Raw genomic sequence first — 15836 nt, forward strand, 5'->3', positions numbered from 1 at the left:
ATAAGACACATAGAAAAAGGGAGGAAAAAAGAATGTATGATGTAATGTCATCAAAGGCAGAGGAGTTCATCAGCGATCAGGAGATCCGCGAGTGTCTCGATTACGCTGAGAAGAACAAGAACAATCGGGAACTGATCGACCAGATCCTGAACAAGGCAAGAAAGATGAAAGGGATCAGCCACAAGGAAGCCATCGTGCTTTTAGACTGCGAACTGGAAGACAAGAATGAGGAGATCTATCAGTTGGCAAAAGAGATCAAGCAGGAGTTCTACGGCAACCGTATCGTTATGTTTGCTCCGCTTTATCTGTCCAATTATTGTATCAACGGCTGCGAGTATTGCCCATATCACGCAAAGAACAAGCATATTCACAGAAAAAAACTGACGCAGGAGGAGATCCGCGCTGAGGTTATTGCTCTACAGGATATGGGACATAAGCGTCTGGCACTCGAAGCAGGCGAAGATCCAAAGAACAATCCGATCGAGTATATTTTGGAAAGTATCAAGACAATCTACAGTATTCACCATAAAAATGGAGATATTCGCCGCGTCAACGTCAATATCGCGGCAACAACTGTCGAAGAATACCGTATGTTAAAGGAAGCTGGTATTGGTACTTATATCCTTTTCCAGGAGACCTACAATAAGGAATCTTACGAAAAACTGCATCCGACCGGACCAAAGAGTAATTATGCTTACCACACCGAGGCAATGGATCGTGCAATGGATGGCGGTATTGATGATGTAGGGCTTGGTGTTCTCTTTGGACTCAACAATTACCGTTACGACTTTACCGGAATCATTATGCACGCAGAGCACTTAGAGGCAGCCAAGGGCTGTGGACCGCATACCATCAGCGTACCGCGTGTGCGTCGTGCAGATGATATTGACCCGGATGTTTTCGACAATGGTATTTCGGACGAGACCTTTGCAAAGATCGTTGCCTGCATCCGTATCGCTGTGCCATACACCGGCATGATCGTATCTACCAGAGAGACCAAGGAGAGCAGAGAGCGCGTACTGGAACTTGGTATTTCCCAGATCAGTGGCGGCTCCAGAACCAGTGTCGGTGGCTATGTTGAGCCGGAAGCAGAGGAGGACAACTCAGCACAGTTTGATGTCAGTGACAATCGTACCTTGGATGAAGTTGTCAAGTGGCTGATGGATATGGGATATGTGCCAAGTTTCTGTACGGCATGTTATCGTGAAGGCAGAACCGGTGACCGTTTCATGTCTCTTTTAAAGAGCAAGCAGATTGTCAACTGCTGCCATCCAAATGCACTTATGACCCTGAAAGAATATCTGGAAGATTACGCAAGCCCGGAGACTAAGGAAGTGGGAGAGGCTCTGATCAAAAAAGAACTGGAAGTCATCACCAATCCAAAGGTAAAGGAAAAGGCGACCGAGTATATCGAAAAGATCCACGAGGGCAACCGCGACTTCCGTTTCTAAATGTGACGAAAGTCTGATATGACAGCAGAAAACGTTTGGGAAGAGAAGGGAAAATCTATGAGTATGAATGAGACACCAAGCGGAGAGCGCCTGCACATTGGCATTTTTGGCAGGCGCAATGCGGGAAAATCCAGCCTGATCAACGCGATCACGGGACAGGATCTCGCTATCGTATCGGAAGTCAAGGGTACGACGACAGATCCGGTCAAAAAAGCAATGGAACTCTTGCCTCTCGGACCGGTCGTTCTGATCGATACGCCGGGACTGGATGACGAAGGCGGACTGGGGCAAAAGCGCATGGAAAAAGGTCTGCAGATGCTCCGCCAGACCGATGTTCTTCTGCTTGTGATCGCAGCAGATACTATGGTAGGAGATCTGGAACAAGATCTTTTGGCAGAGGCAAAAAAACGTGGTCTGCCTTATCTGATTGTCTTAAATAAGACAGACCTTCTGGCAGATCCGGCGCAGATCGATGAAAAGGCAGGAGAGATCTCACAGGCACTGGCGGTCGATCCTGCTAAAGTCTGTCCGGTCAGTACAGATCCGGCACAGGGGATCGGGGAATTAAAGGAGCGATTGGCAAAATTACAGCCCAAAGAGGCAGAAAGACCTTTGATCCGTGATCTCTTAGAGGAAGGAGATCTGGTCGTTTTAGTCGTGCCGATTGATTCCGCTGCGCCAAAAGGGCGCTTGATCCTGCCGCAGCAGCAGGTCATTCGCGACAGTCTGGAGGCAGGTGCCATTCCGGTGGTGGTCAGGGATACCGAGTTGTCGCAGGCGCTGGCAGCCCTTGGCAAAAAGCCCCGCCTTGTTGTGACCGACAGTCAGGCATTTGGGACAGTGGAAAAGATTGTGCCGAAAGACATTCCTTTGACCTCATTTTCTATACTGATGGCGCGTTACAAAGGAGATCTGACAGTGCAGATCGCCGGTGCGCAGGCGATTGAGGATCTGAAAGATGGCGATACCGTTCTGATTTCCGAGGGCTGTACCCACCACAGACAGTGCGATGATATTGGTACGGTCAAGATGCCGCGCTGGATCAGGGAATACACTGGTAAAGACCTGCATTTTGCTTTTACCAGTGGAACAGAATTTCCCAAGGATCTTTCGCCTTATGCACTGGTCGTGCATTGTGGCGGCTGTACCCTGCCTTTACAGGAAATGCGCTATCGTATCTCCTATGGGGACAGCCAGAAGGTTGCGATCACCAACTACGGAGTCATGATCGCCTACATTCACGGTATCCTGCCGCGCGTGACGGAGACTTTTGCCGATAAAAAGAGATAAATAGGACTTGACAGACGGCTTGTTTTTTTGCTACGATCTGCTTAGATAAAAGGGAGTAGCTGACACAGCAGACCTGTGTCTATATATCGTCAGTACGATTGCGAGCAATCCGGTATGTAGTTAAGTAGCGAGACTTTTGTTGTATTATTTTTTTGATGCAACAAAGGGACTCGCTTTTTTTATCCCCAAGTTGCAGGAAGGGAGAACGATATGAACTTTGTACTACAGATTGTCTTTTTAGCGCTGGGATTTTTCCTTTTGGTCAAGGGGGCGGACTGGTTCGTGGACGGAGCCTCCGGGCTGGCAAGAAAATTGGGCATACCGCAACTGGTCATTGGTCTTACGATCGTTGCCATGGGAACCAGCCTGCCGGAAGCGGCTGTCAGCATTTCGGCGGCACTACGGGGAAATGCGGAGATCACGATTGGCAATATCGTGGGAAGCAATATTTTAAACATCCTCATCATCCTCGGCGTGACGGCGCTGATTGCAACGCTTAAGGTGGCGGATTCCACTGTCCGCTATGAGATCCCCTTTATGATCGTCGTTACCTTTGTTCTCTTGTGGCTGGGCTATACCGGAGGTCAGGTAACGCGGCTGGAAGGCATTATCCTCTGGGTCTTATTCCTCCTCTATCTGCGCTATCTCTACATGATGGCAAAAAAGGGCAAGGAAGAAGAAAGGGAAGCGGAGCAACTTTCCACGGCAAAGATCATAGGTCTGATCTTGGCGGGTGTCGTCATGATTGCGGCAGGAAGTAATTTCGCGGTCGAGGGAGCGAGTAATCTTGCAAAGGCGCTTGGCATCAGTCAGCGTTTTATCGGGCTGACCATTGTGGCGTTTGGCACCAGCCTGCCGGAACTGGTGACGAGTGTGTCCGCGGCACGAAAACATAATGCGGATATCGCCATTGGAAATATCGTTGGGAGCAACATTTTTAACATCCTCTTTATCGTAGGTACCACAGCCCTGATCACGCCGGTTACCTTTGCTTCCGGCTTTGTTGTGGATACCCTGATCGCCGCGGCGGTCGGCATTTTGCTATTTGTATGTGTGGCACGGACAAAAGAATTGCGAAAGAAAGCCGGCATCGTCATGCTGCTTGCTTACATTTTGTATTTTTTATATCTTCTTTAGAAATGATGTCCTTTTATTAACAAAATTTAAGATTTCCCTGACCGTCAAGCGTTGTCAGACTCTGGCTTGTATGCTATATTTTAAAGAGTATTTTCATATTTATATGTAAAATGCCAAAAGACGAACGGATGAGGTGTGAAATATGAGTGCAGCAGATCGCACTGAGAAAGTGCTGCGGGATATTCATGTACTTTTTTCCAAGGCAGAGCCATACAACGGCAGTAAACGCGACGTGATCGTGAACAAGAACGAGATGATGGATCTGCTCAAGGAATTAAATGCCTGCATGTATGACATGATCGACGAACATGAATTGTCCCAGACCAAAAAGGATAAGGCAAACCGTGAGATGCAAAAGCAGGGAGACGACATTATTTTTGCAGCTTCCCGCAAGGCGGAGGATATCTATGCGGCATCGATCATGTATACGGACAATGCCTTAAACGACATTCAGCAGATCATTGAGGATGCGGGAGATGCGATCGCCAAGATCTACGAAGACGCCAAGGATAAGATGGCAAGCGAAAAGCAGACCATCAAGTCCAACCAATCAGAACTCAAGTCGCAGTTGGGAGATCTGATCGACACGCAAAAGTATTTACATCTGATCGAGGAGGAAAATCACCGTTTGCGCTTAGAGCGGGAAAAGGGAGAAAAAGGCGATTTCGCGCCAAAGGATACCCCGTCCTATGCCAATGTGCAGCCGGAGATCCGCATCAACAAGGATTATTTCATACAAAATGGCATCCCGTTGGAGGATGAGGAAGGGACTACGGGGGTTCCGACCCAGGGCGAGTTGACCGAGAAAGAGGCAGCCGCACTTTCCGAGGATCTGGACAAAGAATATTTTGCATGGAAGGAATCCGACCAGGAAGAAGAGAAAAAGCCGGAGGAGGGAAAAGGTATTTTCTCTCTCTTCGGCAGAAAATAAAAATTGAGGAGGAAACACATGAAGTTATATGAACAGGGAGTATATCTGCTCCGTGGAACAGAGTTGGTCGCTAATGGCCCACAGGCACAGGATGAGATCAGACAAAAGACGGGACAAGAAGTCACAAAGGAAGAAGCAGCCAAGCAGACGATGGCATATGGTATCTTAGAGAGCCATAATACATCCGGCAATATGCAGAATTTGCAGATCAAGTTTGACAAACTGACTTCCCATGACATCACTTACGTTGGTATCATCCAGACAGCAAGAGCATCCGGGCTTGAGAAATTCCCGATCCCTTATGTGCTGACCAACTGCCACAATAGCCTTTGCGCCGTAGGCGGCACCATCAACGAGGATGACCACATGTTTGGACTGACATGTGCCAAAAAGTACGGCGGCATTTATGTACCTCCTCATCAGGCTGTTATCCATCAGTTTGCAAGAGAAATGCTTGCAGGTGGCGGTAAGATGATCTTGGGATCCGATTCCCACACGAGATACGGTGCTCTTGGAACCATGGCTATGGGCGAGGGTGGACCGGAATTGGTAAAACAACTTCTGAACAAGACTTATGATATTGCCATGCCGGGCGTTGTCGGTGTCTATCTGACCGGTAGTCCTATGAAGGGCGTGGGACCACAGGATATCGCGCTTGCCATTATTGGTGAGGTCTTTGACAAGGGTTATGTCAAGAATAAGGTCATGGAGTTTGTCGGACCGGGTGTTGCCAACCTCAGCGTAGATTATCGTATCGGCGTGGATGTTATGACAACAGAGACGACCTGTCTTTCTTCTATCTGGAGAACAGACGACAAGGTGCGTGAGTTCTATGAGATCCACGGCAGAACCGAGGACTTTGCAGAGTTAAATCCGGGTCAGGTTGCATACTATGACGGTATGATCGAGATCGATCTTAGCCAGATCAAGCCAATGATCGCTATGCCGTTCCACCCGAGCAACACCTATACGATCGAAGAACTCAATGCAAATCTCATGGATATTCTGGATGATTGCGAAAAGAGAGCCAAGGTCAGCTTGGACGGACAGGTAGACTTCACCTTAAAGGATAAGGTCAGAAACGGCAGATTATATGTAGATCAGGGTATCATTGCAGGTTGTGCCGGCGGTGGTTTTGAGAATATCACGGATGCAGCAGACATCCTGCGCGGTGCATCCATCGGACCGGATGAGTTTACACTCAGCGTTTATCCGGCGTCCACACCGATCTATATGGAGCTTGTGAAAAATGGCTGTGTTGCAGATCTGATGGAGACAGGTGCGATCGTCAAGACAGCATTCTGTGGACCATGTTTCGGTGCCGGAGACACCCCAAGCAACAACGGCTTCTCCATCCGCCACTCTACAAGAAACTTCCCGAACAGAGAAGGATCCAAGTTACAGAATGGACAGATCTCATCCGTAGCACTTATGGATGCCCGTTCCATCGCTGCAACTGCGGCAAATAAGGGTTATCTGACAGCGGCAACCGATATGGATGTCAACTACACCAAGCCAAAATACTATTTCGATAAAAATATTTATGCCAACCGCGTCTTTGACAGCAAGGGCGTTGCAGATCCGAATGAGGAGATCAAGTTTGGACCGAATATCAAGGATTGGCCGGCAATGAGCCCATTACCGGAAAATCTTTTCCTCAAGGTCGTATCTGAGATCCACGATCCGGTAACAACGACAGATGAACTGATTCCGTCAGGAGAGACATCTTCTTACCGCTCTAATCCTCTTGGATTGGCAGAATTTACACTTTCCCGTAAGGATCCGGAATATGTAGGCCGTGCCAAGGAGATCCAGAAAGCACAGAAGGCACTGGAAGCCGGAGAATGTGCCGGACAGGCAGTACCGGAACTGCGTGAGATCGTGCACACCGTGAAAAAGACCTTCCCGGATGTAAACCATGACAACTTTGGTGTAGGATCTACCATTTTTGCCGTAAAACCGGGCGATGGTTCTGCAAGAGAGCAGGCGGCTTCCTGCCAGAAGGTATTGGGTGGCTGGGCAAATATTGCCAACGAATATGCGACCAAGAGATATCGTTCCAACCTGATCAACTGGGGCATGCTCCCATTTTTGATCCCGGCAGGTGATCTTCCATTTAAGAACGGAGATTATCTCTTTGTTCCGGCGATCCGTCAGGCGATCATCGATAAGACAAAAGAAATTCAGGCATATGTGGTAAAGGATGGACAGATGCAGCCGTTCACACTGCAGCTTGGTGCTCTGACAGATGATGAGAGAGATATCATCTTAAAGGGATGCCTGATCAACTATTACAGAGGTTAATGACTTATGGATATACAAAAACAACCGGGGAGTAATGGCAGAGGGAATGTAAAGCGCATGATGACCATCTCTGTGGTGGTCATCTTCACGGCGTGTTGTGTGATCCTGTTTTATTTTGGTGTAGAGCGTTATCAGGGACTGGGCGAAGGCTGGAGCAAGTTTATGAGCGTCCTGCAGTCCATCATCATAGGATTTGGACTTGCCTTTCTGATGAATCCCATCATGGAATTTTTCGAGAGGCACATGTACCCCTTCTTTGCAAAACACTGCAAGACGGAAGAAAATGCCAAAAAGACCACGCGTATGCTCACATCTTTGATCGCACTGGTCATTGTGGTTGGTATTATTGTATTGTTCTTTGTTGCGATCATACCGCAGTTATACCAGACCATCCATTATCTGGTCACACACATCAACGAACAGATCGATGGTGTCTTGGATTGGGCAAACCAGATTACCGGCGGGCGCTATGAAAAGAATATCATGAGCGCTAAGGGCAGTAATCTTGACAAGGCGATCGATAAGGGCGTCAAGTGGCTGGAAAATTACATAGATGTGAGCACCAAGGATGTGATATCCGTGGCGGTGACAGGAGCGCTCGGTGTAGGGCGTTTGCTGGTCAACTGCATTATCGGCATCATCGTGTCCGTCTATGTGCTTTGTAGCAAGGAAACATTTAAAGGACAGGCCAAGAAACTGATATACGGTATTTTCCGTGCAGATCAAGCCAATGTCATCCTGGAAATCGGCAGAAAGACCAGAGACATTTTCTATGGATTTATCATAGGGAAGATCATTGATTCCGCTATTATCGGTGTGATCTGTTATGTATGTATGCTGATCTTTAAGATGCCGTATCCACTTCTGGTATCCATCATCATCGGCGTGACCAATATCATACCGGTATTTGGACCATATATTGGGGCTTTGCCGACCGTTATCATTATCTTTTTAACGGAGCCGATGCAGGGAATATATTTCCTTATCTTTATCATCGTATTGCAGCAGATCGATGGTAATATCATCGGACCAAAGATTCTGGGCGACTCTACCGGACTTTCTTCTTTCTGGGTTGTCGTTGCCATCGTTGTTGGCGGCGGATTGTTTGGATTTGCAGGTATGCTCTTTGGCGTACCGACCATGGCGCTCATCTACTATCTGGTGGGACGCTTCTCCAAGCACATGCTGAGAAAACGGGATCTGCCCGAGGAGACAGCCGACTATATCAATATGGAAAGAGTCAACGAGGCAGATCATACTCTTGTAGAGCATACCAAGGAATATGAAGAAGAATCACATGTAAAAGTCAATGTGTTCTTCAAAAAGAAGAAAAAACAATCTTCTGAGAAAGAGGATACAAAAGAATAAAACTATGAGGAGGACAGTTTCAAAAGCAAAGGAAACTGTCCTTTATATTGCTAAAAAATGGCAGGTTTTTCACAGATTTGTCAGACAAATATTTTTGACATGTCATGTGCCCTATGATACACTGAAACTGTATATTTATAGCTTGAGATAAGAGCGTATCAGGATACTTTTTCGAGGTAAGAACGTTGGATAAGAACGAGTTTAAGACAAAATACGATGAGATCAAACAACTGATAAAAGAAGGGCGTACAGATGAGGCTCTGGATATTGTAGAGAGCACAAACTGGCGCAAGGTGCACAACGTCAACGCGCTGGTCAAGGCAAGTGAGGTGTGCGAGGAGGCAGGCCGTCTGGAAGAGGCGCGGGAACTCCTTTATATGGCGCACGACCGCTCTCCGATCGGCAGGATGATCATTTATCATCTGGCGATTCTGTGTGTGAAGTTGGGCGATCTGGATGAGGCGAAGGAATTCTATGATGAATTCGTGGAGATCGCGCCGCATGACAGTCTCAAATATATCATCAAATACCAGATCAACAAGGCAAAAGGTGCCGATTATACGACACTAATCGGTATTTTGGAAGAGTTAAAGGAGCATGATTTCTTGGAGGAGTGGGCATATGAACTTGCCTATCTCTATCACAAGACCATGCAGGTAGACAAGTGTATCGATCTGTGTGATGAGATCATCCTCTGGTTTGGTGACGGTCCTTATGTGGAGCGTGCCCTTGAGATGAAGATGATATACCAGCCGCTCGACAAGATGCAGGAGGACAAGTACCGCCATTTCCAGCAGCGCCGCGACGGTGTGACGGAGATCCGCGCCAATGAGATCCTGCACTCCGGTGAGATCGTGCATGAGACTATGGCGATCCCGCAGGTAGAGTTACCGGCGGAGCGCTTCAACACGGTCAATTTGCAGGCGGAGATCAAAAAGAATATCGACGAGATCATGCGTGCAACGGAGGCAGAGGCTGTTTCCGAGAATATGGAAAATATCAAGACTCTGGTTGAGGAGATCCCCTATCTTCAGGTCAACGAACAGAGTGATGCTATTGCAGAGGAACAAAAGCAGGCAAAACAGGAACTGGATGAGTCCTTAAAAGATACTTTCAATGAGTATCTCGCCGAGGAATACGACGGTCAGATTAGTCTGCTCGTGCCGGAATCCAAAGAGGTCGAGCAGCAGGTAGACGGTCAGATGACCATTGAAGATGTCATGGAGGAATGGGAAAAGACCAGACGTGCAGCTGAGGCGGCATTACAGGAGGCAGAGCAGCAAAAGTTGGAGTCCGCCAAGAATATCGCACTCAAAGAGGCATCCCAGATCATGGATCGTCTGGAAGAAGCGATCCCGAAATTAGATGCCGGCGCAAGGCCGACAGATCTTTTAAAAGAAGAATATATGGCAAAGCAGGATGAGGCTTCATCCGAGCCGGTCAAAGATCGGACTGAGGATCTGGCACCGGCGGTATTCCAGATCCCAAAGGTGGAAGCGGATGGCGTCATGGGCGTTGGTCTGGAAATTCCGGTCGTAGATCCTGCAAGTGCGCATATCATTAAAGGGGAAGAGAGCCCGGAGGCTCCTTCTATCGTCAAGTCTGTAGAACCAGACGCCAGCGAAGAATGGCATCCACCGGTTCTAGAAGACCAGGATGAAAAAGCAGATCCTGCGCAGGAAGCGTCCCTGCCGGAAGAAGCAGATTTGGAGGAAGTGACAGACGTGGATTATAAAGAGGCAAGCAAGATCGTTGCCGATGTCAATGACATGTTACAGCAGGAAATTGACAGGATCATGGCAAACGAGGGACAGGAAGAGGTCAGACACTTAGAGGAAGAAACGCTTGCATCCGAGGTGGCAGAGGAGATTGCCCCAGATGTAGAGGAAGATGATCTGCCGGAGATTACATTGCCGGAAGATTTACAGGAGTTTGTAGCAGAGGCAGAAACGGCAGAGTCGGAAGTCGGCCCACAGGAGGCAGTGGCAGAAGAGGCAATGCCAAGCCGGGAGCAGGAGGTGGCAGAGGAGCCACTCCCTGAGATCGCGGATGTGGTATTGGACCCGGAAGAGATGGCAGAACTACTGGATGAGAATGTCTTAGAACGTGCCATCAGTGAGGAGATGCCGGAGTTGACCCTGTCCGAGGAGGAAAAGGAGATCTTCTCTTACTTTATGCCGATCGACGGCATGGAAAATACAATCTGCCAGGCATTGACAGGTGTGCGTTACCGTCTGGAAAATAAAAAGAATTCTGCAAGTGGCAATATCATCATCCAGGGAGGTGTCGGCAGTGGAAAGACCATGTTGGCATCCAATCTGATCAAGGTATTGCAGATTGAGACAGACAAACTGACAGGCAATGTCGGCAAGATTGATGCAGAACAGTTAAATAAAAAAGATGTGGCACTGGTACTTTCCAAGGTGTCAGGCGGATGTCTGATCATTGAGGGAGCAGGCAGACTGAGTGAGCGTACTCAGGAGACCATGCGCCAGTTGATGTCGCAGGAGAATTGTGATGTTCTGGTTCTTATGGAAGACCAGAAGAAGCGCATTGACAAGATGCTTTCCCACAACAGTGCATTTGCAGCCATGTTTACCGAAAAGATCACCATCCCGATCTTTACCATAGACGAACTGGTCAATTTCGGTAAGGTTTATGCCTTAGAGGAGGGCTATGTTGTGGATGAAATGGCGATCCTTGCCATGTATAACCGTATCAATCTGATCCAACGCGTAGACCATCCGACCTCCCTGATCGAGGTGCGTGATATTGTGGAATCCGCCATTGATAAAGCAGAAAAGGGCGGTATCAAGGCAATGTTCAGCCGTTTTGGATCCAAACGTTATGATGAAGATGGCAACTTGATCTTACGGGAGCAGGATTTCGAGTTGTAATATAAAGGAAAAGGGGTTTACTATGGGCAATTTTTCAGAGTTAGATATGTACCTGTTTGGGCAGGCGACACATTATGATATCTACAAGAAGATGGGCGCACATGTGCAGACCAAAGACGGCATCGAGGGGGTATATTTTGATGTCTGGGCACCACATGCAGCAGCGGTAGCAGTGATCGGCGAGTTTAACGGTTGGAATGAGACATCACATATGATGGAACGTCTGGTCGAGCCGGATATGGGAATTTATGAACTCTTTGTACCGGAGGCAAAGCCGGGACAGTTATACAAGTTTTTGATCTATACGCCGGACGGCGGCAAACTCTACAAGGCAGATCCTTATGCAGCCATGGCAGAGGTGCGCCCGGGTACGGCATCCCGTATTGTTGCGCCATTTTCCTATGCATGGCAGGATGACAACTGGATGAAGGAACGCCGCAAACAGGAGAATTTCTGGGAACAGCCAATGTCTATCTATGAGGTACATCCGGGTTCCTGGAAAAAGCATCCGACTGCAGAGAATGACGGCTTTTATTCTTACCGCCAGTTGGCTGAGAGCCTGGCGGACTATGTATGCGATATGGGATATACCCATGTCGAGTTGATGGGAATCTCAGAGTATCCCTATGATGGATCTTGGGGCTATCAGGTAACGGGCTATTATGCGCCGACGTCGCGCTATGGAAGCCCGGAAGACTTTATGTACCTGATCGATTATCTGCATCAGAGAGGCATCGGTGTTATCTTAGACTGGGTTCCGGCGCATTTTCCAAAGGATGCGCATGGACTGGCAGATTTCGACGGTCAGCCCTTGTATGAGTATGCGGATCCGAGAAAGGGCGAGCATCCGGAGTGGGGTACCAAGATCTTTGATTATGGCAAGAATGAGGTCAAGAACTTTTTGATCGGCAGTGCCCTTATGTGGATCGAGCAGTATCACATCGATGGTCTGCGTGTAGATGCAGTCGCATCTATGCTTTATCTGGATTATGGCAAGGAGCCGGGGCAGTGGGTGCCAAATCAGTTTGGTGGCAATGAAAATCTTGAGGCGGTAGAGTTTTTCCGTCATATCAATACCCTGATCCGCGGACGCAACAAGGGCGTTGTCATGGTCGCTGAGGAATCGACTGCATGGCCAAAGGTCACTGGTGATGTAGAAGATGGCGGTCTGAATTTCTCTTATAAATGGAATATGGGCTGGATGCATGATTTCCTGGATTACATGAAACTGGATCCGTATTTTAGAAAAGACAATCACAGTAAGATGACGTTCGCTATGAGTTACAACGAGTATGAACGTTATATTCTGGTCTTATCCCATGACGAAGTGGTTCATCTGAAATGCTCCATGCTGAGCAAGATGCCGGGACTTGAGGGGGATAAGTTCAAGAACCTCAAGGCAGGCTATACCTTTATGATGGGGCATCCGGGCAAAAAACTTCTCTTTATGGGTCAGGATTTCGGACAGATCCAGGAGTGGAGCGAGGAGAGAGAACTGGACTGGTATCTTTTAGACAATCCAAATCACAGCCATCTTTCGACCTTTGTAAAGGATCTCTTACATATATATAAGAAGTATCCGGCAATGTATGAGCAGGATGTTTCATGGGCGGGCTTTGAATGGATCAATGCCAACGACAGTTATCGCGGCATTTTTAGTTTTGTCCGCAAGTCTAAGAATGGCAAGAATGACCTGCTCTTTGTATGCAACTTTACACCGGTAGCCTATGATGATTACCGCGTTGGCGTATTAAACCAACGCAAACATAAACTCATCCTCAATAGCGAGGATGCCAAATACGGCGGCACAGATACCAAACGACAGGTATCCTATACACCGAAGCGACAGGAATGTGATGGACGGGAATATTCAATTGGCTATCCTTTACCGGCATATGGAGTGGCTGTATTTGTATTTTAGAATAAGGAAAGGGATATATGGCAGAGGATAATGCAGTAGTTTCAGCAAAAGGAAAGAAACATAGCGTCAAGGATCTGGGCGCGGCGGGAACCGAATTCCTGCGAAATCATAAGCACATATATACGAGACATCGGAAGAAGATCTTGGTCTTCTTCCTTTGTATTGTTGCGGTCATTTTATGGGTGCTTGTCTTTAATCTGCGCAAGTATGATGACTTTGATGTAAAAGAGACATATGAGCGTGTGGATTCTGCGGAGACACACTATGTGGATTTTCAGGACAACTTTTTGAAATATAGCAGGGATGGCGCTTTTTATACGGAGTATGACGGCGACCTGATCTGGAACTATACCTATGAAATGGATGATCCCCAGATCGATGTGTGCGGCAATTATATCCTGATCTATGATGTGCAGGGCACGCAGGCGGCTATCCTTACCAATACCGGCTTCAAGCAGACCATTAAGACAGCCATGCCGATCGTGGATGCCAATATCGCATCCCAGGGCACGGTTGCGATCCTGATGCAGGACGGTGAGGCGGGTTATGTGCAAGTCTGCAATGACGCGGGAAAAGTGCTGGCATCCGGCGAACTTCACATGAAAAATAGTGGTTATCCACTGGCGATCGCTCTTTCCTCTACTGCGCAAAGGCTCATGGTCTCACAACTGGATGTCAAAGATGGAAATGTAAAGACGACGATCTCTTTCTATGATTTTAGCAACAAAGGCAAGGATGAGATCGACAATATTGTTGCTACCTACAGTTTTTCGGATCAGATCATCCCGCAGATCGCCTATGTGGATGGAGACAAGGCGATCGCTTTTGGTGACAGCGAAGTGATCGTGTTCAACAACAATTCCAAGGCGAGCATTGCCAAGGAGACCTTTGTTGACGGACAAATCAAGAGTGTCTTTTATGATGACAAGTATTGGGGGATCATTTGTCAGGCGACGGATGACGAGGGAAAGTATATCGATCAGATGACAGTCTATACCCTGACCGGCAGAAAACGCTGCCAGAAGACGATCGACATAGCATCAACCAATGCGGAATTTGTGGCAAACCATGAAATTGTTCTTTCTAATAATAAAGAGGTAGAACTATACACCTTGCAGGGGATCAAAAAGTTTGCATACGAATTTAGCACAAGCATATATAAAATAATACCACAGGATGCATCGCGCAGATATGTTTTTGTGGAAGATGGACATACAGATGTGGTCCGATTGAAATAGTGAAAAGGGGACAAAATGAACATAGTATTGATCGTTATGCTGTTTATTCTCTTTTTCCTGACGCTGCAAGGCTGGCGTAAGGGAATACTTGGCATTGTATATGGACTGGTTTCTTGGATCTTTATCTTTATATTTGTATCGGTAGCCAATCCTTATATTCTGGGATATCTGAAAACAGAGACAAATATATATGATAAAGTCTATGAGCAGGCAGAAAAATTTGTGACAAATAAGGCGGAAAACCTGCCACAGGACACAGGGCTTGAGGACTGGTATCAATCCCTGACGGATGCTATTCCGGGAAATGCGCTGGGGGATGTGACGGATTCGATCCGGCAGATGCAGACGAATGTGGAGCAGAACCCGCAATTACAGGATCTTTTAAATGGACTGCAGACGCAGAATGATCTTACAGTCGCGCAATTTGGCGGGGCATCCAGTATCCTGCAATTATCGGATGGCACGCAGACCCTTGGACAAATGATCTGCGGTAAGATCGCGGATTTTATGATGCAGGGTATTGCAGTCTTTATCGCCTTTGTGATAGCACAGATCATTGTGCTGATCGTGGGTTATTTTGTCAAAGGTGCCAGAAAGGCACCGGGGCTCGGGCAGGTCAATGGCTTGCTTGGTCTGGTCGCTGGGGCTGCAGAAGGATTTCTGGTCGTTTGGATCATCATGTATGCGGCTGCCTGCATCAGTACAACGACACTTGGGCAGGGGCTTCTTGCCGGCATCGATCAGAGCAAATTCCTGACTTATCTGTACGATCATAATCTGGTTATGGCATTTCTTTCTACGATGTGATCCGGAAAATGCTCTTGGATACAAAATACATCCTTTTTATTATAGAAGAAATAGAGCAATAGATGTTGTGGTAAATGATCGGTTTGCCCCAACATCTATTTTCTTGTAATAGTAAACAAAAAAATAAGAAAAAAAGTAGTAAAAATGCCTTGACATTGGGTGTGGTCTTTGATAATATAATTTTCGCACCGCACGTGAGGCGGTTGCAACAACGGAATAAAATATGATTTCTCAAAAACTTTTAAAAAGTTGTTGACAAAGAGAAATACATATGATATTCTAAATGAGTTGTGTCTGACAGATGCGACAAAGGACAACCTTGATAACTGAACAGTGAAACAACCTTGAAAGATTCTAAGAGAATAATTCAAGTCGATCAGAAATGATCGCAAACGAACAGCTTTTTAAAAAGCAACCTTAAAACAGTAAGGAACGGAATGGCTCAAGAAATGAAGCCAGCGCGTTCATGAAACTGGGAAAACTTTTAAACAT

Annotated in this window: 10 protein-coding genes; all 10 read left to right on the forward strand. The window is 47.2% G+C overall.

Going from position 1 to position 15836, the window contains the following annotated elements; translation table 11 throughout:
* Positions 1-32 precede the first annotated feature (32 nt).
* The 10 genes from hydG (at position 33) to H8R94_RS07535 (ending at position 15344) form a co-directional block, all read left to right on the forward strand.
* Positions 33-1451, forward strand: a complete 1419-nt coding sequence (hydG, locus tag H8R94_RS07490) for a [FeFe] hydrogenase H-cluster radical SAM maturase HydG (protein WP_186854273.1) — start codon at positions 33-35, stop codon at positions 1449-1451.
* A gap of 57 nt (positions 1452-1508) precedes the next feature.
* Entirely contained in the window at positions 1509-2741 is a 1233-nt protein-coding gene (hydF, locus tag H8R94_RS07495) for a [FeFe] hydrogenase H-cluster maturation GTPase HydF (RefSeq protein WP_186854274.1), read from the forward strand.
* Positions 2742-2951: 210 nt separating this feature from the next.
* Positions 2952-3878: a calcium/sodium antiporter gene (locus tag H8R94_RS07500; protein WP_186854275.1), complete on the forward strand. Its 927-nt coding sequence runs from the start codon at positions 2952-2954 to the stop codon at positions 3876-3878.
* A 142-nt stretch (positions 3879-4020) separates the two neighbouring features.
* The gene (locus tag H8R94_RS07505; RefSeq protein ID WP_186854276.1) at positions 4021-4809 is read left to right on the forward strand and encodes a hypothetical protein; all 789 of its coding nucleotides are present in this window, start codon (positions 4021-4023) and stop codon (positions 4807-4809) included.
* Between the two features lie 18 nt (positions 4810-4827).
* The gene (locus tag H8R94_RS07510; protein WP_186854277.1) at positions 4828-7113 is read left to right on the forward strand and encodes a hydratase; all 2286 of its coding nucleotides are present in this window, start codon (positions 4828-4830) and stop codon (positions 7111-7113) included.
* A gap of 6 nt (positions 7114-7119) precedes the next feature.
* On the forward strand, positions 7120-8481 hold the full coding sequence (locus H8R94_RS07515; protein ID WP_118282469.1) for an AI-2E family transporter: 1362 nt from the start codon (positions 7120-7122) through the stop codon (positions 8479-8481).
* A gap of 185 nt (positions 8482-8666) precedes the next feature.
* Positions 8667-11378 carry a P-loop NTPase family protein gene (locus H8R94_RS07520; RefSeq protein WP_178009796.1) on the forward strand — a complete coding sequence of 904 codons (2712 nt, stop codon included), beginning with the start codon at positions 8667-8669 and terminating at the stop codon, positions 11376-11378.
* A gap of 22 nt (positions 11379-11400) precedes the next feature.
* A complete protein-coding gene (gene glgB, locus H8R94_RS07525; protein WP_118282476.1) occupies positions 11401-13299 on the forward strand; it encodes a 1,4-alpha-glucan branching protein GlgB in 1899 nt (632 codons plus the stop codon).
* A gap of 17 nt (positions 13300-13316) precedes the next feature.
* Positions 13317-14537: a DUF5711 family protein gene (locus tag H8R94_RS07530; protein WP_118534894.1), complete on the forward strand. Its 1221-nt coding sequence runs from the start codon at positions 13317-13319 to the stop codon at positions 14535-14537.
* 15 nt (positions 14538-14552) lie between these two features.
* Positions 14553-15344 (forward strand): CvpA family protein, encoded by a 792-nt coding sequence (locus H8R94_RS07535; protein ID WP_118282484.1) that lies wholly within the window; start codon positions 14553-14555, stop codon positions 15342-15344.
* Positions 15345-15836: the final 492 nt, after the last annotated feature.

Source organism: Roseburia lenta, assembly GCF_014287435.1.
Taxonomy (GTDB): domain Bacteria; phylum Bacillota; class Clostridia; order Lachnospirales; family Lachnospiraceae; genus Pararoseburia; species Pararoseburia lenta.